Origin of the sequence: Curtobacterium sp. ME26, from assembly GCF_903970945.1 — a bacterium.
In the GTDB taxonomy this organism is placed as follows: domain Bacteria; phylum Actinomycetota; class Actinomycetes; order Actinomycetales; family Microbacteriaceae; genus Curtobacterium; species Curtobacterium citri.
On sequence record NZ_CAJCKG010000030.1, the window covers coordinates 16,493 to 34,650 of the forward strand.

Genomic DNA, 18,158 nt, shown 5'->3' on the forward strand with positions numbered 1-18,158 from the left:
CGACCCCTCAGCCGAACCGCTCGACGAGCTCCCGCTTGAGCACCTTCCCGCTCGGCCCCAGCGGCAGCGCATCCACGACGTGCACGATGCGCGGGTACTTGTACACCGCGATCTCGTCCGCGACGAAGCGGACGAGCTCCTCCGGGGTCACGGTGGCGTCGGGACGGAGCACGACCGCTGCGGCGACCTCCTGGCCGTGCACCTCGTGCGGGACACCGAACACGGCCGCCATGGTGACGTCCGGGTGCGTGGCGAGGATCTCCTCGACCTGCCGCGGGTACACGTTGTAGCCGTTGCGGATGATCATGTCCTTCGTGCGGTCGACGATCGTCAGGTAGCCGTCGTCGTCCTTCGTCCCGAGGTCCCCGGTCCGGAACCAGCCGTCCACGATCGCGGCGGCGGTGGCGTCCGGCCGGTTGAGGTAGCCGTTCATCAGGTTGTGCCCCCGGATGACGAGCTCGCCGATCTCCCCGCGCGGCAGCAGCACCACGTGGTCGGCGTCCTCCGGGTCGCCGATCTCGATGTCGACGCCCCAGATCGGGGTGCCGATGGTGCCGGGTCGGGGCGCGGTGCCCACGTGGTTGAACGACGCGACCGGTGAGGTCTCGGTGAGGCCGTACCCCTCGTGCACCGGGGCGTCGAAGACGTCCTGGAAGCGTTCGAGGACGGCGAGGGGCAGCGACGCGCCGCCGGAGATGGCGTAGCGCAGCCGCGGACGGGCCTCGGTGCGGGTCGCGGCGTCGAGGAGCGCGATGTACATGGTCGGCACGCCCATGAAGATCGCCGTGTCGTGCTCGACCATCGCCGCCAGGGCGGCGTCGCCGTCGAACTTCGGCAGCATGACGATCGTGGCCCCGGCGCGGAAGCCGGTGTTCATCGTGCAGGTCTGGCCGAACGTGTGGAAGAGCGGCAGCGCTCCGAGCAGGACGTCGCCCCGGCGCATGTCGAAGGTGGTGAGGAGGCTCGTGTTCACCTGCTCGAGCAGCGCGAAGTGCGAGCCCTCGGCACCCTTCGGCTGTCCCGTCGTGCCGCTCGTGTAGAGGATCGTCGCGGTGTCGAAGGGGTGCCGCGGGACGTAGGTGGTCAGCGGCTCGCTCATCGCGGCGAGGGCCTCCAGGCGGTCCGGACCGTCGGCGGTGTCGGCCGGCGCGAGCACGCTGAGGAGGTCGACGCCCGCGAGCTCGGCACCGGCACCGCCCTCGCCGAGAAGCGGGGCGGCGCACACCATGAGCGCCGCGCCGCTGTCCTGCAGCACGAACTCGATCTCACGACGCTTGAGCAGCGCGTGCACCGGCACGACGACGGCTCCGAGCGCGAGCACGGCGTAGTAGACCCGGGCGAAGTCGGTCACGTTCGGCACGAGCATCGCGACGCGGTCGCCCTCGCCGATGCCACGGGCACGCAGCGCCCCGGCGTACGCGAGGGTCTCGCGCCACAGCTCGGCGTAGGTCGTCCGACGGTCGCCGACCACGACGGCGACGTCGTCGGGGAACCGCGCGGCGGACTCGGCGAGGATCGCGGCGACCGAGGCCGTGGCCTGCGTCGTCCGTGTGCCGTCGTCGGCTCCGGTGGCGGGGTGGCTGCTGGTGGTGGTGCTGGTCATGCCGGCCTTCCGTCTCCCGTGACGAGTACTCCTCAGTGAGCCTACGACCCGCGACGGCGAGCGGTCCGGGACGCGCCGGAGCGCCCCTGCGACGGGGGTGGCGGCCCGCCGGACCACACCCGATCCGGTGCGTCCTGCGGCTGAAGGGGCGCGATGTCGGCGGCATCGTGTTCAATCGGGGTGTCGCGGTACGGGTCAGGTGCCACGGCGCCGGCGGTCGGTCTGTGTTCGGGTCACGGATCGGCCGCCGCCCCGTTCGTCGTCTCGGGTCAGCGCACGTCGCTCACGGACCGCGCGGCGGACGGGAGGCACGGGGCGGGGCCCGCCACGCGCCTCCCGTCCGCCGCCCGCGCACCCCTGCGGCCGCGTTCGAGCGATCGTCTGTACCCCGACGCGCGGTCCCGATCGCGAGGCACACTCGGTACGGTCCGACCCAGACGGGAAGCGGACTAGACGCGACGAGGAGGTGTGCGATGACCGAGGACGGTACGCACGGGACGTCGGGGTACTGGTACCCCGACCGGCAGGAGCAGGCCGGGGTCGGACTGCTCTCGCTCATGCGGCGGTACCGCGCGGCCGAGGTGTCCATGCGCGAACGCAAGCGGCGCTCGATGCGGATGAACGCGACCGACATGGAGGCCGTGCGCTTCCTGCTGCGCGCCGGCGAGCAGGGGCGACCGGTGCGGCCCGGCGACCTCACGGCCCACCTCGGCATCACGTCGGCGTCCACGACCGCGGTCGTGAAGCGGCTCGTGGCCTCCGGGCACGCCGAACGCCGTGCCGACCCCGCCGACGGCCGCGGTGCGCTGCTCGTCGCCACGGTCCGCAGCGACGACGAGGTCCGCTCCGAGCTGACCGACGTGCACGCCCGGATGGTCGCCGCGGCGGACCGGCTGTCACCGCAGACCGTTGCCGAGATGAGCGCCTTCCTGACCGAGATGATCACCGTCATGGAGGCCGACGCCCCCTCGGTCGAGGCCGACGGCGCCGACCGACCCCGCCCGATGTCCGAGATGCGTACGCATCCAGATCAGTAGTTAGACAAACTAGAGAAACCGGAGCAAGCTGGTGCCAGTCGCCGAACGGTGACGACCGACGTCACGGGAAAGGGCCGGCCATGAGCACCATCGACGCAACACACTCGCAGTTCTCCGAGGTCCGGGAGACAGCGCGTGGCCGCCTGCTCGCCGTCGTGGCGACCAGCCTCGGGATCGTCGCCGTCACCGTGGCCACCGCCGCGGTGACCGTCGTCACGCTGGGGGCCTGAGCGCGATGAGCATCCGCGACCTCCACGAGCTCCAGCGCAACCCGCACGAGTGGCACCGCCGCGGCCTGCGGCACCCCGACGAGATCGACGCCCTCGTGCACCACCGCACGCACGGCGACGTCCCGCCCGAGCCGACCTACGGCGACTTCTTCCGCGCCGCCTGAGGCACCACGGACGTCCGACGGACGACCGCCGGCCGTCCACCCGCCATCCGGAGCCCGCCCACCGTTCAGTCGGTGTGCGGGCTCCGCTGCGTCGCCCGACGGCCGACGGCGCGGAGCTCGGGGAACTGCTCGTCCCGCCACTCCCCCTCGACCCGGGTGCCGGCGGTCGCCGCCTGCTCCTCGCGCTCGCGGAGCTCGACCCGCCGGATCTTGCCGGAGATCGTCTTGGGCAGGGGGCCGAACTCGACGCGGCGGACGCGGGCGTACGCCGGCAGGGCGGTGCGCGCGTGCTCGAGCACCGCGCGGGCGGTGTCCGCGGTCGGTTCCCACCCGGCAGCGAGCGTCACGTACGCCTTGACGACGTTGAGCCGTGCCTCGTCCGGAGCGGGGACCACGGCGCTCTCCGCCACGGCGTCGTGCCGCAGGAGCGCGCTCTCCACCTCGAACGGCGAGACCTTGTAGTCCGACGACTTGAAGACGTCGTCCGTGCGGCCGATGAACGTGAGCTGGCCGTCGGCGTCCCGGCTCGCGACGTCGCCGGTGCGGAAGAAGCCCTCGCGCATGGCGTCGGCGGTGCGCTCGGGGTCCCCGAGGTAGCCGGCCATTAGGTTCGTCGGCCGCTCGGTGAGGTCGAGGCACACCTCGCCCTCGTCGCCGGCACGTCCGGTCACCGGGTCGAGCAGCGTGACGGTGACGCCGGGGAGCGGCCGACCCATCGCCCCGGGGGTCACCGGAGCGCCGGGCACGTTGCCGACGATCGCGGTCGTCTCCGTCTGCCCGTAGCCGTCGCGGATCGTCAGTCCCCACGCCGCCTGCACGCGTGCGATCACCTCGGGGTTGAGCGGCTCCCCCGCTGACACGACCTCGCGCAGGGCCCGCGGCTTCGGCCCGAGGTCGGCCTGCAGCATCATGCGCCACGCGGTCGGCGGCGCGCAGAACGTGTCCACGCCGGCCTCCTCGAGCTGCGCGAGCAGCCCGGCGGGGTCGAACCGTGGGGTGTCGTACACGAAGACGGTCGCCTCGGCGATCCACGGAGCGAAGAAGCAGCTCCAGGCGTGCTTGCCCCAGCCGGGCGAGCTGATCGCGAGGTGGACGTCGCCGGGCCGGAGGCCGAGCCAGTGCATCGTGCTGAGGTGCCCGACGGGGTAGGAGACCTGCGAGTGCACGACCATCTTCGGCTTCGAGGTCGTGCCGGAGGTGAAGTAGACCAGGCACGGGTCGCCGGTGGAGGTGGTGACCACCGGTCGGGCCTCGCCTTCCGGTGCCGGGTCGCCGAGGTCGTCGGGGTAGGTCGTCCAGCCGTCCGCGGCGCCCCCGACCACGATGCGGGACGGCGCCCCCGTGACACCGTCGAACTTCGGCGTCTCGCCGTGGTTCGTGACGACGTGGGCCACGCCGCCGCGGTCGATCCGGTCCTGCAGGTCGGCGGTGTCGAGCATGGTCGAGGTCGGCAGGATCACGGCGCCGAGCTTCATGACCGCGAGCATCGTCTCCCAGAGCTCGAGCTGGTTGCCGAGCATGAGCAGCACGTGGTCGCCCTTCCGCACCCCGAGCCGGTCGAGGTGCACGGCGAGGCGGTCGGACCGCGCCGCCATCTGGGCGTAGGTCGTCCGGGAGCCGCCGTCCTCGTCGACGATCCACAGCGCCACGCGGTCGTTCCCGCGCGCGACCACGTCGAACCAGTCCGTCGCCCAGTTGAACGTGTCGCCGAGGTCGGGCCACCGGAAGGCGCGGCGAGCCTCCTCGGCGCGGACCGGGTCGCGCTCGTCGAGGACGGCGAGCAGCTCGTCGCGGGCGGCGCGGTAGACCTGGGTCGGGTTCGAGGAGGGCACCGGTCGATCATGCCGGATCGACGGCGGACGTGCAGCGTGCGGTCGTCGGGAGCGCGTAGCGTCGCTCCTCGTGGACAGGGTCGGTGTGGTGGACGAGGCGGGTCGCCTGCGCCTGCTCGGCAGCGCGGTCGCGGGCGCGGCCTTCGGGGTCGTGCTCGCCGTGCTCGTCGCTTCGTCGTGGGCCACGACGACCACGGGCCTCGTCGTCGGGGTCGGCGTCCCCGCGGCCGTGCTCGGCGGCGCCGTGAGCGTCTGGACACAGCTGCGCTCCTGGCGCGCGGCGGGTGGCTACGAGCACGCCGTCGCCGTGCAGCGCTGGGTCGCCGAGGGGCGGGTCCCGCTCGGCGTCCCCGCCGAGGAGTGGGTCCCGGCCCTGCAGGCCCAGGCGGACCGCGAGGGCGCGGGGTGGGGCAAGGTCGTGCTCTGCGTCCTCTGGACCGCGATGACGCTGTCGATGGCCGACCAGCACGGACCGGTCCTGACGACGCTGCTCGCCGCGCTCTGGATCGGCATGGGGACCTGGTCGGTCGCGTGGGTCATCCCCCGCGCCCGAGCGGCACGGGCGCTCCTCCAGCGCGCGGGCGCCGCCCTGCCCGGCCCCGTCGAACCCGGGCCGGTCGAGCCCGGCTCCGTCGACCGCTGACGGCGGCGGACGGACAGGCCGGGGAAGCGCACCACCCCGGTGACTACGCTCGGTCCCATGCAGAGTCGCACCCTCGGCCGTACCGGCCGCACCGTGTCCGTCGTCGGCCTCGGCACCTGGCAGTTCGGCGGTGACTGGGGCCCCGTCAGCGAGCAGGACGCGAACGCCGTGATGGACGCCGCCGTCGAGGCCGGCACCACGCTCTTCGACACCGCCGACGTGTACGGCGACGGCCGGAGCGAGCAGCTCATCGGGGCGTGGCGGCAGGCGAACCCGGACGTCCCGCTCACGGTCACGACGAAGATGGGCCGCCGAGCCGACCAGGTCCCGTCGAACTACGTCGCCGCGAACTTCCGCGAGTGGGTGGACCGGTCCCGGCGGAACCTGCAGCAGGACACGCTCGACCTCGTCCAGCTGCACTGCCCGCCGACGCCGGTCTTCGAGGACGACGCCGTGTACGACGCGCTCGACGCGCTCGTCGCCGACGGATCGGTCGCCGCCTACGGCGTCTCCGTCGAGACCGCCGACCAGGCGCTCACCGCGATCGCCCGCCCGCACGTCGCGAGCGTGCAGGTCATCCTCAACGCCTTCCGCCTCAAGCCGCTGGACCGCGTGCTGCCGGCCGCACGGGAGGCGGGGGTCGGCATCCTCGCGCGCGTCCCGCTGGCATCGGGGCTGCTCTCCGGCAAGTACACGACCGACACCACGTTCAGCGAGGGCGACCACCGCAACTACAACCGGCACGGCGAGGCCTTCGACCAGGGCGAGACCTTCAGCGGCGTCGACTTCGAGGACGGCGTGCAGGCGGCACAGGCCTTCGCGGCTGCGCTCCCCGAGGGGGTCTCGGTGCCGCAGGCAGCCCTCGCGTGGATCGTCGCGCAGGACGGCGTGACCGCGGCGATCCCGGGCGCCCGCAACCCGGAGCAGGCCCGATCGAACGCCGGGGCCGCCGACCTCGTCGACGGCGGTGCGCTCGACGGCAGCCCACTCGACCTCGGCGCGCTCGACGCCACCGTGCACGAGCTCTACGACCGGTGGTTCCGGGCCACGGTGCACGACAAGTGGTGAGCGCCCGACCGCCGCGCAGCGCGCGCACGACGGCACCACGCGGTGTCGTCGTGACGCTCGTCGCGGCGGTGGCGGTCGTCCTGCTCGCCCTCTGCACGGCGCCCGCGACGGGGACGACCCGCACCGCGCCTCCCTGGCCGGCGCCCACCGACCTCGAGACGCGGGCCGAGGCGGCGGGGCTGCGGAACGTCTGGGGCGAGCCGCTGGCGGAGCACGTGCACACCCACCTGACGGTGCTCGACGGTGCGACCCCGGTCACGGTCCCCGGTGACGTCGGCCACTCGGCACGCGAGCACTTCGCCGCCGAGCTGCACACGCACGACACCTCGGGCATCCTGCACGTCGAGTCGCCCACTCGGCAGACGTTCACCCTCGGGCAGTTCTTCGACGAGTGGGACGTCTCGCTCGGCGCCGGCCACGTCGGTGGGCTGCGGGGCGAGCTGACCGTGTGGGTGGACGGCCACCGGTACCTCGGCAACCCGCGGTCGATCGAGCTGACGGACCGCCGGCAGGTCGTGCTCGCGGTGACGACGGTCGGCGAGGTCGCGCACCGGCCGGCCCCGTTCGACTGGCCGCCGCAGTACCGCTGACGGACTCAGTACCGCTGAACGGCGTCCCCGCCTCCCCGTACGCTGCCTGCATGACGACGATCCGGACCGGCACGGACCTCGCGGCGGTCGACGACGTCGTCGCGGCCGTCGCCGCCCACGGCGAGCGGTACCTGTCCCGCGTGTTCACCCCGCGGGAGCGCGCCGACGTCGGGGACGACCCCGAGCGGCTCGCCGCGCGCTTCGCCGGCAAGGAGGCCGTGCTCAAGCTCCTGCGTCCCGGGCGCGACCAGGCGGTGCCGCTGACCGACGTCGCGGTCGTGCTCGACGTGTCCGGCGCTCCGCTCGTCGAGCTGTCCGGACGGGCCGCCGAGCTGGCCGCGGCGATCGGTTGCGGTCCTGTCGCGGTGTCGTTGTCCCACGAACGGGGGCTGGCGATCGCCACCGCCGTGGCCATGTCCGAGCGCTGAACGCCGCCGCGACGGTTCTTGCGGCCCGCGTGCGGGTTCGCGCACCCGCACGGCGGTTTTCCGGGCCGCCGCGCTCCTTATGGTTGCCCACATGCACCACGAACCGACCTCCGCAGCGACCGCCGTCGCACTCGCCGCCCCGATCGCCGAGCAGGCGGTCCGCCGTGCCCTCGCCGCCCACGGACGCCTCAGCGTCGACGCGTCCACCGTGGCAGCCATCGCCGACCTCTACGCCCTCGGCCTGACCTCGCACGCGTCCGTCACCGTGATGCTCGCGGTCGAGGACGAGCTCGACGTCGAGTTCCCCGAGTCCGCGCTGCACCGCTCGACCTTCGCCACGATCGAGTCCATCACGGCTGCCGCCGAGGCCGCCGCGTGACCGCCCCGGTCACCACCGACGAGGCGGACGCCCGACCCCTCCCCCGAGCCGGAGCCGGAGCCGCACACGCGACCGGATCCGGACACGGCCCCGCCACGGTCGCCGACGACACCACGGCGAGCGCCGACCGCTTCGCCGCGCCCGCCGCCCTGGTCGCCGAGGTCGCCGCCCGGTTCGCCGAGGAGGTCGACCGCGACGCCCGTCCCCCGCGCGAGGCCATCGCCGCGATGCGGGAGCACGGCCTCCTCGCCGCAGCGGTGCCGGTGGCCCTCGGCGGTGCCGGTGCCACGCTCGCCGAGCTCTCCGCGATCGCCACCACCCTCGGTCGCGCCTGCGCAGCCACCGGCATGGTGTTCGCGATGCACCACGGCCAGGCCATGGCGCTCTGGCGGCACGGCGGGGTCGGGCTCGGTGTCTCCGAGATGGTCGAGGCCGTCCGCGGCGGTGCCCTCGTGGCGTCCTCCACCACGGAGAAGGGCATCGGCGGCGACGCGCGCCGCAGCACCTGCGCGGTCGAGGTGTCGTCCTCCGGGCGGATCCACCTGCGCAAGGACGCGCCGGTGATCTCGTACGCGACCGAGGCGGACGCCGTGTTCGTCACCGCCCGGCGCGACCCCGACGCGGCCCCCTCCGACCAGCGGCTCGTGATCTGCCTGCCCGCCGAGACCACGCTGACGCAGACGTCCACGTGGGACACGCTCGGGCTCCGCGGCACGTGCAGCAACGGCTGGGTGCTCGAGGCCGACACCCACGAGGACCGTGTGCTCCGCGACGACTACGCCACCATCTCGGCGCAGACCGTCCTGCCGGTCTCGCACGTGCTGTGGGCGTCGGTGTGGCTCGGCATCGCCGCCGACGCCGCCGACCGCGCGCGCAGGACGGTGCGCCGGCAGGCACGCGCCGCGGTGGGGACGACCCCGCCCGGCGCACTCCGGCTCGCCGAGCTCCTCGTCGAGCTGCAGACGTTCGGCGATGCCGTCCGGCACGCCGCCGAGCGGTTCGACGCGGTCGCGGACGACCCGTCGGTGCTCGAGTCCACGTCGTACGCCCTGGCGGCGAACGCGCTGAAGATCAACGCGTCCGAGCAGGTCGTCGACATCGTGACCACGGCGATGCGGATCATCGGGATCGCGGGCTTCGCGGCCAGCGGCCCGGCGAGCGTCGCCCGTCACCTCCGGGACGCCCACGGTGCCGCCGTCATGGTGAGCAACGACCGTCTCCTCCAGAACGACGCAGTACTGGCCCTCACGAGCGGAGCGATCCTGTGACCATCACCGACCCCACCACCACGACCACCGAGGGCGACAGCGCCGCCGCCCTCGCCGCCGCGCGCGCCGACCTCCGCGGTCGCCTGCTCGCCGACGGCGTGCTCATCGACCTCGGGTCCCCCGGCCTCTACGGCCGCACCGGCGTCTTCGAGCGCGTGTACGCGGCGGTCGACGCCGCGGCCGTCCGGAGCCAGGCCGACCTCGACGCCGAGGTCCTGCGCTTCCCGCCCGTCGAGCCCCTGGCCGCGTTCGAGCGGACCGACTACATCGCGTCCTTCCCGGACCTCGCCGCGTCGATCTCCGGGTTCACCGGTGACGACCGCACCCACCGCGCCCTGCTCGCGGCCCGGGAGCGCGGCGAGCGCTGGGAGACCTTCCTGCAGCCCGCCGACCTCATGCTCACGCCGGCGGTCTGCCACCCCGTGTACGGCCTGGTCGGCGACACCGTCCCCGAGGGGGGTCGCACCTTCGACATCGTCGGCGACTCCTTCCGCCGCGAGCCCTCCCTCGACCCGATGCGGCTGCAGGCGTTCCACATGCACGAGTTCGTGCACATCGGCACCCCGGCGTCGGCGAAGACGCACCGCGACGGCCGGATCCCGGGCATGCGCGCCCTGCTCGAGTCGTTCGGGCTCGCGATCGAGGTCGTGCCCGCGAACGACCCCTTCTTCGGTCGCGTCGGCCAGATGCTCGCGCGCAACCAGGTCGAGCAGGCGCTCAAGTTCGAGTTCGTCACCCCCGTGTACGGCCCGGACCACGACGCGACGGCGATCTCGTCGGCGAACCTGCACGAGGACCACTTCGGCACCTCCTTCGGCCTGCGCACCGCGGACGGCGCGGTCGCCCACAGCGCCTGCATCGCCTTCGGCCTCGAACGGATCACGATCGCCCTCTTCGCCGCCCACGGCACCGACCCCGACCGCTGGACGTCCGACGTCCGTGCGGCGCTGGCGCTGTGAGCACCCACCACGGCTGGTCCGGCGCACCGGCGCTGCGCGTCGCCGTCCAGCTCCCGCGGTCGGCGCGCGCCGGCGTCGTGCTCTGCCCGCCGCTCGGGCAGGAGGGCGTGATCGCCTACCGCACGCTGCGCCTGCTGGCGGACCGCCTGGAGGCCCGTGGCGTGGCCTCGGTGCGCTACGACCCGTCCGGACGCGGGGACGCCGCCGACGACGACGCGCCCGACGCGCAGGTCCGGTCGGCACGGCACGCCGCGGCGCTCCTGCGTCGCTCCGGCGTCGACCGCGTGGCGTTCGTCGGGCTCGCGTCGGCCGCGCTCGTCGCCGCGGCGGCGGCCGACGACGAGGACGCCCTCGTCGTCTGGGACGCCCCGGCGTCCGGCCGCGCGTGGCTGCGGGGCCAGCGGGCGCTCGCCGCGATCACCATCGGCGCGGACCGCGTGGTCGACGGCGTCGAGTCCCTGGTCGGCATCGACCTCCCGCCGGCCGAGCTCGCCGTCCTCGGCGCGCTCGGCTACGCACCGCGGACGGGTCCCACGGTCGCCGTCGTCCGACCCGGTGCCGCGGCCCCGCGGGCGCTCGGCGCCGTCGAGGTGCTCGAGGTGCCGGGGACCGCCGAGCTCCTCGACGGCACGAGCATCGACGCCCGGATCCCGGAGGCCGCGGTCGACCGGATCGCCGCCCGCCTGGACGAGTGGGCACCCGTGTCCGCCGCCCCGACGGTGCCGCCGGCGCTCGTCGAGGTCCTCGACGTCGACGAGCGCGTCTCCGAGCGGATGGTCCGCATCGGCCCGAACGGGCTCTTCGCCATCGAGACCGTCTCGTCGGCGCAGGACGAGGACGCCCCGGTGGTGCTGCTGCACAACGGTGCCGCCGAGCACCGCACCGGCGCCGTGGACTACCAGGTCGCCCTCGCGCGCACCCTGGCCCGCGACGGTGCCCGCGTGGTGCGCGTCGACCGTCGGGGCACGGGCGAGAGCTCAGCGGTCCGGGCGGACGAGGACACCTTCCTGTTCGCGCAGGAGTGGGTCGACGACCAGCACAGGGTCGTCGCCGAGCTGCGGATCCCGTCCGAACGGCTCGCGATCGTCGGCATGTGCGCCGGGGCGTGGATCGCCGGACGTGCGGTCGACGACAACCCGCGGCTCGTCGTCGAGATCAGCCCGAACGACTACCGCCGCACGCCAGCCGCGCCCGGCTCGTACGCGGAGTCCGCGCAGGCGGTGGCGGACGCCTCCCCGCTGCGCCGGGCGCTCCGCGGTCCGTACAACCGTCTCGTGCCCGCCCGGGTCCGTGATGCGATCGCCCGTCGGGGCTCGCTCGGCGGTGTCGTCGGGCACCTGGCCCCGATCGTCGAGCACGGCACCGACGTGGTCGTCGTCGCCGCCCCCGAGGACATCGAGCGGTTCGAGCGCTACGGCGGTCGCCGCGCCGTCCGACGCTGGGGCGTGCGGGTCTCCGTCGTCGAGGTGCCGGACGGTGACCACGCGCTGTTCTCCCCCGCGATGCGCCGTGCCGTCGTGTCCGAGGTGCGCTCGCGGGTGGCCGCGACCTTCCCCACACGGGTGCCGGTGGGCTGAGCGTCGCGCGTGGGCTGGGCGTCGTCGGTGGGCGCAGCGTCGTCGGTGGGCGCAGCGTCGTCGGTGGGCGCAGCGTCGCCGGCGCTCAGTCCGCCGTCGCCGTGAGGAACGCGGCGACGGCCACGGGTCGCTCGACGTGGGCGAAGTGCCCGCAGTCGTCGAGCACCGCGCTGCGCACGCCGGGCAGCAGCCGTCGCAGGTCGTCGAGGTCGGACGTCCGGGCGAACACGTCGTCGCGCCCCAGGACGGCCGCGACGGGACACCGGACGCTCCGCCAGCGGTCGACGTCGTAGCCGGCGGCGGCCCGGGCGGCGGCGGTGAACAGCGCGGGGCGGAACTCGTCGACGAAGGCGGCGAGCACGCTCCGGTCGAGTCGCCGCACGTGCGCGAACACCGGCGCCGCCACGAGCGGCAGCAGGCCGGTGCGTGCGATGCCCCGGAGCAGGCCGTGTGCCGCGCTGCCGGTCACGAGCAGCCCGGCGCGCAGCAGCGTGAACGCCGGGAGCGTCCGGAGCGCGCGCCACGGGTGCCGCGCCGCACGGGCGGTCGCGGTGGTGGTGCCCGAGACGAGCCCCAGGGACCGGACGCGCCGCGGGGCGACGACGGCCAGGTGCAGGCCGACGAAGGCACCCATCGAGTGGCCGACGACGTCGACGCTCGGGAGCCCGAGCGCGTCGAGCACGGCGACCAGCACACGTGCGCCGTCGTCGACGGTGAACGGCGTGCCAGGCGCCGGGGACGAGCCCCAGCCCGGCAGGTCGACGAGCACGAGCCCGCGGGCGCCGAGGCCGTCGGTGGCGGCGAGGAACGGCGTCCACGTGGTCCACGAGCCGGCGACGCCGTGCAGCAGGAGGACGGGGTCCGGCCCGGCGCGGTGGTGCACGACGACCGGGCCGACGGCCGTTGCGACCGTGGTCACGGTCAGCGACCACCTGCCGGCGTCGTCCATCACCGGCCAGGGTGCGTACGCACGGGTGGCGACGGTCTGCCGGACGGGTGCGGTGTCGGTACCGTCCACCGGGCCTCCCGTCCGTGCTCGCGGGCGCGGCTGCGCCCACCGCTCCTTCGGAGCCGGCGGCGGCGTGGAGGGGCCGGTCAGCCGACCGGGACGGGCGCGGTGCACGCCGCGAGGCGGTCGAGCGCCTCGCGGTACTCGGCCACGTCGCGCTGCAGGCCGGGCTCGGTGATGATCGAGGCCTTGATGCGGCCCTGCACGTCGATCACGAAGGTCGCGCGGGTGGCGAAGCCCTTCTTGTCGAGGAACACGCCGTACTCCTTCGACACCGCGCCGTGCGGCCAGAAGTCGGCGAGCAGCTCGAAGTCGTACCCGTGGGTGTCGGCGAAGGACCGCAGCGTCGCCTTGGAGTCGACCGAGATGCCGATGAGCTCCACGCGCTGGTCCTGGAACATCGCGATGTTGTCCTGCAGGGTGCAGAGCTCGTTCGTGCACCCCGACGAGAACGCGAGCGGGAAGAAGACGAGGGCGACCGGGCGGACGCCGCGGAAGTCGCTGAGGCGGACGTGCTCACCGAACTGGTTCGGGAGTTCGAAGTCCGGCGCGAGGGAGCCGATCTCCAGGGCCATCGGTGCGTTGCTTCTTCCTCGGGCGTGGGAGGTGCCCGTGTCACGTGCACACCCGCGGGTCACGCGTGCACGATCGGCCATCGTACGCCGCTGTCACCCGAACGCAAGTACCACCGGCGCACGGCACCATCAGCCAGCGGGTCGGTCGTGGGGCCTAAGGTGGTGTGGGCCCCAACCGGTCGTGACCCGACCACCGGTGGCCCCCATGTCCACCACCACGAGAACGAACGAGGTCAAGGGTGACGGTGAACGACCAGGACCCGCGCAGCACCGCAGGGACCGACCAGGACCCGGAGGAGACCGCAGAGTGGCGTGAGTCGCTCGACGGACTCGTCGCGACGCACGGCCACCAGCGGGCGCGCGAGATCATGCAGAGCCTGCTGAAGCGCTCGAACGAGCTGCACCTCGGCGTGCCGATGGTCCCGACGACCGACTACGTCAACACGATCGCGCCCGAGGACGAGCCGGAGTTCCCCGGCGACGAGGAACTCGAGCGCCGCTACCGCCGGTGGATCCGCTGGAACGCCGCGATCACGGTGCACCGCGCCCAGCGCCCCGGTGTCTCGGTCGGCGGCCACATCTCGACCTACGCGTCGAGCGCCGCGATGTACGAGGTCGGCTACAACCACTTCTTCCGCGCGCAGGACCACCCGTCCGGTGGCGACCAGGTGTTCTTCCAGGGCCACGCCTCCCCCGGCATGTACGCCCGCGCCTACATGGAGGGACGCCTCAGCGAGGACCAGCTCGACGGCTTCCGCCAGGAGCAGTCGCACGCCGGCGGCGGCCTGTCGTCGTACCCGCACCCGCGCCTGATGCCGCACTTCTGGCAGTTCCCGACCGTGTCGATGGGCATCGGCCCGATCAACGCGATCTACCAGGCGCAGCAGGCCAAGTACCTGACGAACCGCGGGATCAAGGACGCCGGCGACCAGCAGGTCTGGGCGTTCCTCGGCGACGGCGAGATGGACGAGGTCGAGTCGCGCGGGCAGCTGCAGGTCGCGGCGAACGACGGGCTCGACAACCTGAACTTCGTCATCAACTGCAACCTCCAGCGCCTCGACGGCCCGGTCCGCGGCAACGGCAAGATCATCCAGGAGCTCGAGGCGTTCTTCCGCGGCGCGGGCTGGAACGTCATCAAGGTCGTCTGGGGCCGCGAGTGGGACGACCTGCTCGCCCGCGACACCGACGGCGCGCTCCTCAACCTGATGAACGCCACGCCGGACGGCGACTACCAGACGTACAAGGCCGAGAACGGCGCCTACGTCCGCGAGAACTTCTTCGGGCGCGACCCGAAGGCGCTCCAGCTCGTCGAGGGCTACTCGGACGACCAGATCTGGAACCTCAAGCGCGGTGGCCACGACTACCGCAAGGTCTACGCCGCGTTCAAGGCCGCGACCGAGCACAAGGGCCAGCCGACCGTCATCCTCGCGAAGACGGTCAAGGGCTACGGCCTCGGTCCGAGCTTCGAGGGCCGCAACGCGACCCACCAGATGAAGAAGCTCACGCTCGACAACCTCAAGCAGTTCCGCGACGAGATGCGCATCCCGGTCTCCGACGCCCAGCTCGACGAGAACCCCTACACGCCGCCGTACTACCACCCGGGCAACGACGACGAGGCGATCCAGTACATGCACGAGCGCCGCCGCGCGCTCGGCGGGTACGTGCCGGAACGCCGGACGAAGTACACGCAGTTCACGCTGCCGGACGAGTCCAAGTACCAGGTCGTCAAGAAGGGCTCCGGCAAGCAGGAGGTCGCCACGACGATGGCGTTCGCCCGCCTGCTGAAGGACCTGCTCCGCTCGCCGGACTTCGGCGACCGCGTGGTGCCGATCATCCCGGACGAGGCGCGCACGTTCGGCATGGACGCGTACTTCCCGACCGCGAAGATCTACAACCCGAACGGCCAGCACTACACGTCGGTCGACCGCGAGCTCCTCCTGGCGTACAAGGAGAGCCCGCAGGGCCAGATCGTCCACGTCGGCATCAACGAGGCGGGCGCCCTCGCGGCGTTCACCGCCATCGGCACCTCGTACTCGACGCAGGGCGAGCCGCTCATCCCGGTCTACGTCTTCTACTCGATGTTCGGCTTCCAGCGCACCGGCGACGCCATCTGGGCGGCGGGCGACCAGATGGCTCGTGGCTTCATGATCGGCGCCACGGCCGGCCGCACCACGCTGACCGGCGAGGGCCTGCAGCACGCCGACGGCCACTCGCCGCTCCTCGCGGCGACGAACCCGGCGGTCGTGGCGTACGACCCGGCCTACGGCTACGAGATCGGGCACATCGTCAAGTCCGGCCTCGACCGCATGTACGGCACGAACGAGGACGGCTCGCCGGCGCACAGCGACCCGAACGTCATGTACTACCTCACGGTCTACAACGAGCCGCTCGTGCAGCCGGCCGAGCCCGAGGGCGTCGACGTCGAGGGCATCGTCAAGGGCATGTACCTGCTCCAGCCGAGCGAACACGACGGCCCGAAGGCCCAGCTGCTCGCGTCCGGTGTCGCGGTGCCGTGGATCCTCGAGGCGCAGCAGCTCCTCGCCGAGGACTGGGGCGTGTCCGCCGACGTCTGGAGCGTCACGAGCTGGGGTGAGCTGTACCGCGACGGTCTCGACGCGGAGCAGCAGGCGTTCCTCGAGCCCAACGAGCAGCCGCGCACCCCGTACGTCACCGAGCGCCTGCTCGGGACCGAGGGCCCGGTCGTGGCGGTGAGCGACTTCATGCACGCCGTGCAGGAGCAGATCCGCCCGTTCGTGCCGACCGACTACGCAACGCTCGGCGCCGACGGCTTCGGCTTCTCGGACACCCGCCCGGCGGCCCGCCGCTTCTTCCACATCGACGGCCCCTCGGTCGTCGTGCGGACGCTGCAGCAGCTCGCGAAGCAGGGCAAGGTCGACCACGCCGTCGTCCAGCAGGCGATCGACAAGTACCGCCTGCACGACGTCAACGCCGGCACCACCGGCAGCGCGGGCGGCGAGAGCTGATCTGCGCGTGACCACACCCCGCACCGACCCTGCCGTGGGCCGGGAGAACGACCGCGAACGCGCGCTCTCCTGGCTCCGGCAGGTGTCGGGCGAACTCTCGACCGCCACCATCAAGCGGCTCGAGGACACCCTGCCCTGGTACAGCGAGATGCCGCCGGGGCGTCGCTCCGCCGTCGGGCTCGTCGCCCAGGCGGGCATCACCTCGTTCATCTCGTGGCTCGAGGGCAGCGCCTCCACCCCGTGGATCGCGGCCGCCGACGTCTTCGGCTCGGCACCCCGCGAGCTCCTGCGCTCGGTGAGCCTGCAGCAGACGCTGCAGCTCATCCGGGTCGTCGTGACCGTGGTGGAGGAACGCGCCAAGGACGACGAGATGCTGCAGGAGGCGATCCTCAAGTACTCGCGGGACATCGCCTTCGCCGCGGCCGACGTCTACGCCCGCGCCGCCGAGGCACGCGGGCTGTGGGACGCGCGGCTCGAGGCGCTCGTGGTCGACTCGATCCTGTCGGGCGAGTACGACGACGAGCTGCCCTCCCGCATCGCCGCGCTCGGCTGGCACGGCCACGGCGAGGTCGCGGTGCTCGTGGGGAACGCCCCGCGGCAGCTCGAGGTCGACCAGATCCGACGGACCGCACGGCACATGGACGCCGACGTGCTCGTCGGCGTGCAGGGCTCCCGCCTCGTGGTCGTCATCGGGCGCGCGACGCCGCGTGACGACGTGCCCGAGGGCGAGGAACCCGTCTCGTTCACCGCGATCGCGCAGGCCCTCGAACCGTCCTTCGGCGAGGGCCACCTGGTGCTCGGCAACGAGGTCCCCGGGGTCGTCGACGCCTCCACCAGCGCGAAGGGCGCCCTCGCCGGGTTCGCCGTGGCGCGGGCCTGGCGCGGTGCCCCCCGTCCGGCGCTGGCCGACGACCTGCTGCCGGAACGCGCACTGGCCGGTGACCCGCTCGCCCGGTCGGCCCTCGTGCAGCGCATCTACGTGCCGCTCAAGGACCAGTCGACGGAGCTCCTCCAGACGCTCTGGTGCTACCTCGACACCGGGCGGTCCCTCGAGGCGACCGCGCGGGAGCTCTTCGTGCACCCGAACACGGTCCGCTACCGCCTGCGCCGGGTCGCCGACGTGATCGGGTGGGACGCCACGCACGCACGGGACGCCCTGATCGTGCAGTCGGCGCTCATCCTCGGCGCGATGTCGGAGTCGAGCGCCGGACGCCGGCGCCTGCCCAACCGCCGCTGATCGCGCCGTCCGCGCCGCCCCCGCCGATCCGCGCCGGTGGGGATCGCACAACGACTCCGCCGCATCTGTGTGGGATGTCCACACGGGTGCGGAGCGTGTCGACGGGAAGGATTGACCGGTGATCGTCGTCGTCGCGCCCGGACAGGGCTCCCAGACCCCCGGCTTCCTCGCCCCCTGGCTCGAGGACTCCGCCGTCCGTGACCGCGTCGGAGCGTGGTCCGAGGCGATCGGCGTCGACCTCGCGCACCACGGCACCGAGTCGGACGCCGACACCATCAAGGACACGGCGCTCGCGCAGCCGCTCATCGTCGCCGCCGGCCTCGTGACCGCGGACGCCCTGCTCGCCGACGGTCGCCGCGCCCTCGTCGGCGGTGTCGCCGGCCACTCGGTCGGCGAGTTCACGGCCGCTGGCGTCGCCGGCGTCCTCGAGCCCACCGACGCCGTGTCGCTCGTCGCCGCCCGCGGCCGCGCGATGGCCGACGCCGCGGCGCTCGAGCCGACCTCGATGGCCGCCGTCCTCGGTGGGGACCCCGACGCGGTCGCCGAGGCCCTCGCGCAGCACGGCCTCGTGCCGG

Annotated in this window: 18 protein-coding genes; 14 read left to right on the plus strand and 4 right to left on the minus strand. The window is 73.4% G+C overall.

From position 1 onward, the window contains the following. Window positions 1–7: 7 nt before the first annotated feature. Entirely contained in the window at window positions 8–1,603 is a 1,596-nt protein-coding gene (locus H7A69_RS12110) for a long-chain-fatty-acid--CoA ligase (protein ID WP_182047241.1), read from the minus strand. A gap of 473 nt (window positions 1,604–2,076) precedes the next feature. Between H7A69_RS12110 and H7A69_RS12115 the strand changes: the two genes are divergently transcribed. The 3 genes from H7A69_RS12115 (at window position 2,077) to H7A69_RS12125 (ending at window position 3,034) form a co-directional block, all read left to right on the plus strand. Next, window positions 2,077–2,640, plus strand: a complete 564-nt coding sequence (locus tag H7A69_RS12115; protein WP_182047242.1) for a MarR family winged helix-turn-helix transcriptional regulator — start codon at window positions 2,077–2,079, stop codon at window positions 2,638–2,640. Window positions 2,641–2,720: 80 nt separating this feature from the next. Beyond that, window positions 2,721–2,870, plus strand: a complete 150-nt coding sequence (locus H7A69_RS12120) for a hypothetical protein (RefSeq protein ID WP_182047243.1) — start codon at window positions 2,721–2,723, stop codon at window positions 2,868–2,870. Window positions 2,871–2,875: 5 nt separating this feature from the next. Then, window positions 2,876–3,034 (plus strand): hypothetical protein, encoded by a 159-nt coding sequence (locus H7A69_RS12125; RefSeq protein WP_182047244.1) that lies wholly within the window; start codon window positions 2,876–2,878, stop codon window positions 3,032–3,034. A 65-nt stretch (window positions 3,035–3,099) separates the two neighbouring features. Here the strand turns inward: H7A69_RS12125 and H7A69_RS12130 are convergent, their stop codons facing one another. Beyond that, window positions 3,100–4,866, minus strand: a complete 1,767-nt coding sequence (locus H7A69_RS12130) for an AMP-binding protein (RefSeq protein WP_182047245.1) — start codon at window positions 4,864–4,866, stop codon at window positions 3,100–3,102. A 70-nt stretch (window positions 4,867–4,936) separates the two neighbouring features. Here H7A69_RS12130 and H7A69_RS12135 point away from each other — a divergent pair, with 70 nt between their 5' ends. The 8 genes from H7A69_RS12135 (at window position 4,937) to H7A69_RS12170 (ending at window position 11,778) form a co-directional block, all read left to right on the plus strand. Continuing rightward, window positions 4,937–5,509, plus strand: coding sequence for a hypothetical protein (locus H7A69_RS12135; protein WP_182047246.1), 573 nt, complete (start codon window positions 4,937–4,939; stop codon window positions 5,507–5,509). A 57-nt stretch (window positions 5,510–5,566) separates the two neighbouring features. Continuing rightward, complete coding sequence (locus H7A69_RS12140) at window positions 5,567–6,577, plus strand: aldo/keto reductase (RefSeq protein WP_182047247.1); 1,011 nt, start codon at window positions 5,567–5,569, stop codon at window positions 6,575–6,577. Continuing rightward, the gene (locus tag H7A69_RS12145; protein ID WP_182047248.1) at window positions 6,574–7,167 is read left to right on the plus strand and encodes a hypothetical protein; all 594 of its coding nucleotides are present in this window, start codon (window positions 6,574–6,576) and stop codon (window positions 7,165–7,167) included. Before H7A69_RS12140 ends, H7A69_RS12145 begins: the two co-directional genes overlap by 4 nt. 50 nt (window positions 7,168–7,217) lie before the next feature. Next, window positions 7,218–7,595, plus strand: a complete 378-nt coding sequence (locus tag H7A69_RS12150; protein ID WP_182047249.1) for a holo-ACP synthase — start codon at window positions 7,218–7,220, stop codon at window positions 7,593–7,595. A 91-nt stretch (window positions 7,596–7,686) separates the two neighbouring features. Then, entirely contained in the window at window positions 7,687–7,974 is a 288-nt protein-coding gene (locus H7A69_RS12155) for an acyl carrier protein (protein ID WP_220456241.1), read from the plus strand. Beyond that, window positions 7,971–9,242 carry an acyl-CoA dehydrogenase family protein gene (locus H7A69_RS12160; RefSeq protein ID WP_220456242.1) on the plus strand — a complete coding sequence of 424 codons (1,272 nt, stop codon included), beginning with the start codon at window positions 7,971–7,973 and terminating at the stop codon, window positions 9,240–9,242. Before H7A69_RS12155 ends, H7A69_RS12160 begins: the two co-directional genes overlap by 4 nt. Beyond that, window positions 9,239–10,201, plus strand: coding sequence for an amino acid--[acyl-carrier-protein] ligase (locus tag H7A69_RS12165; RefSeq protein ID WP_220456243.1), 963 nt, complete (start codon window positions 9,239–9,241; stop codon window positions 10,199–10,201). Before H7A69_RS12160 ends, H7A69_RS12165 begins: the two co-directional genes overlap by 4 nt. Further along, on the plus strand, window positions 10,198–11,778 hold the full coding sequence (locus H7A69_RS12170) for an alpha/beta hydrolase (protein WP_182047250.1): 1,581 nt from the start codon (window positions 10,198–10,200) through the stop codon (window positions 11,776–11,778). Before H7A69_RS12165 ends, H7A69_RS12170 begins: the two co-directional genes overlap by 4 nt. A gap of 85 nt (window positions 11,779–11,863) precedes the next feature. On the opposite strand, the gene H7A69_RS12175 is transcribed toward H7A69_RS12170, so the two are convergent. Both H7A69_RS12175 and H7A69_RS12180 read right to left on the minus strand, forming a co-directional pair. Continuing rightward, the gene (locus H7A69_RS12175) at window positions 11,864–12,796 is read right to left on the minus strand and encodes an alpha/beta fold hydrolase (protein ID WP_182047251.1); all 933 of its coding nucleotides are present in this window, start codon (window positions 12,794–12,796) and stop codon (window positions 11,864–11,866) included. A 77-nt stretch (window positions 12,797–12,873) separates the two neighbouring features. After that, window positions 12,874–13,362: a peroxiredoxin gene (locus H7A69_RS12180; RefSeq protein ID WP_069711086.1), complete on the minus strand. Its 489-nt coding sequence runs from the start codon at window positions 13,360–13,362 to the stop codon at window positions 12,874–12,876. 239 nt (window positions 13,363–13,601) lie between these two features. Here H7A69_RS12180 and aceE point away from each other — a divergent pair, with 239 nt between their 5' ends. The 3 genes from aceE to H7A69_RS12195 all read left to right on the plus strand — a co-directional run. Then, a complete protein-coding gene (gene aceE, locus H7A69_RS12185) occupies window positions 13,602–16,346 on the plus strand; it encodes a pyruvate dehydrogenase (acetyl-transferring), homodimeric type (protein WP_182047252.1) in 2,745 nt (914 codons plus the stop codon). A 7-nt stretch (window positions 16,347–16,353) separates the two neighbouring features. Beyond that, the gene (locus H7A69_RS12190) at window positions 16,354–17,583 is read left to right on the plus strand and encodes a PucR family transcriptional regulator (protein WP_259346208.1); all 1,230 of its coding nucleotides are present in this window, start codon (window positions 16,354–16,356) and stop codon (window positions 17,581–17,583) included. Between the two features lie 118 nt (window positions 17,584–17,701). Next, the coding region (locus tag H7A69_RS12195) for an ACP S-malonyltransferase (protein WP_182047253.1) at window positions 17,702–18,158 on the plus strand (457 nt) is incomplete at its 3' end.

Excerpts from the sequence above, each read along its gene's own strand:
- H7A69_RS12115 (WP_182047242.1), top strand. The coding sequence starts at position 2,077 with ATGACCGAGGACGGTACGCACGGGACGTCGGGGTACTGGTACCCCGAC.
- H7A69_RS12150 (WP_182047249.1), top strand. The coding sequence starts at position 7,218 with ATGACGACGATCCGGACCGGCACGGACCTCGCGGCGGTCGACGACGTC.
- H7A69_RS12125 (WP_182047244.1), top strand. The coding sequence starts at position 2,876 with ATGAGCATCCGCGACCTCCACGAGCTCCAGCGCAACCCGCACGAGTGG.
- H7A69_RS12110 (WP_182047241.1), bottom strand. The coding sequence starts at position 1,603 with ATGACCAGCACCACCACCAGCAGCCACCCCGCCACCGGAGCCGACGAC.
- H7A69_RS12155 (WP_220456241.1), top strand. The coding sequence starts at position 7,687 with ATGCACCACGAACCGACCTCCGCAGCGACCGCCGTCGCACTCGCCGCC.
- H7A69_RS12180 (WP_069711086.1), bottom strand. The coding sequence starts at position 13,362 with ATGGCCCTGGAGATCGGCTCCCTCGCGCCGGACTTCGAACTCCCGAAC.
- H7A69_RS12140 (WP_182047247.1), top strand. The coding sequence starts at position 5,567 with ATGCAGAGTCGCACCCTCGGCCGTACCGGCCGCACCGTGTCCGTCGTC.
- H7A69_RS12120 (WP_182047243.1), top strand. The coding sequence starts at position 2,721 with ATGAGCACCATCGACGCAACACACTCGCAGTTCTCCGAGGTCCGGGAG.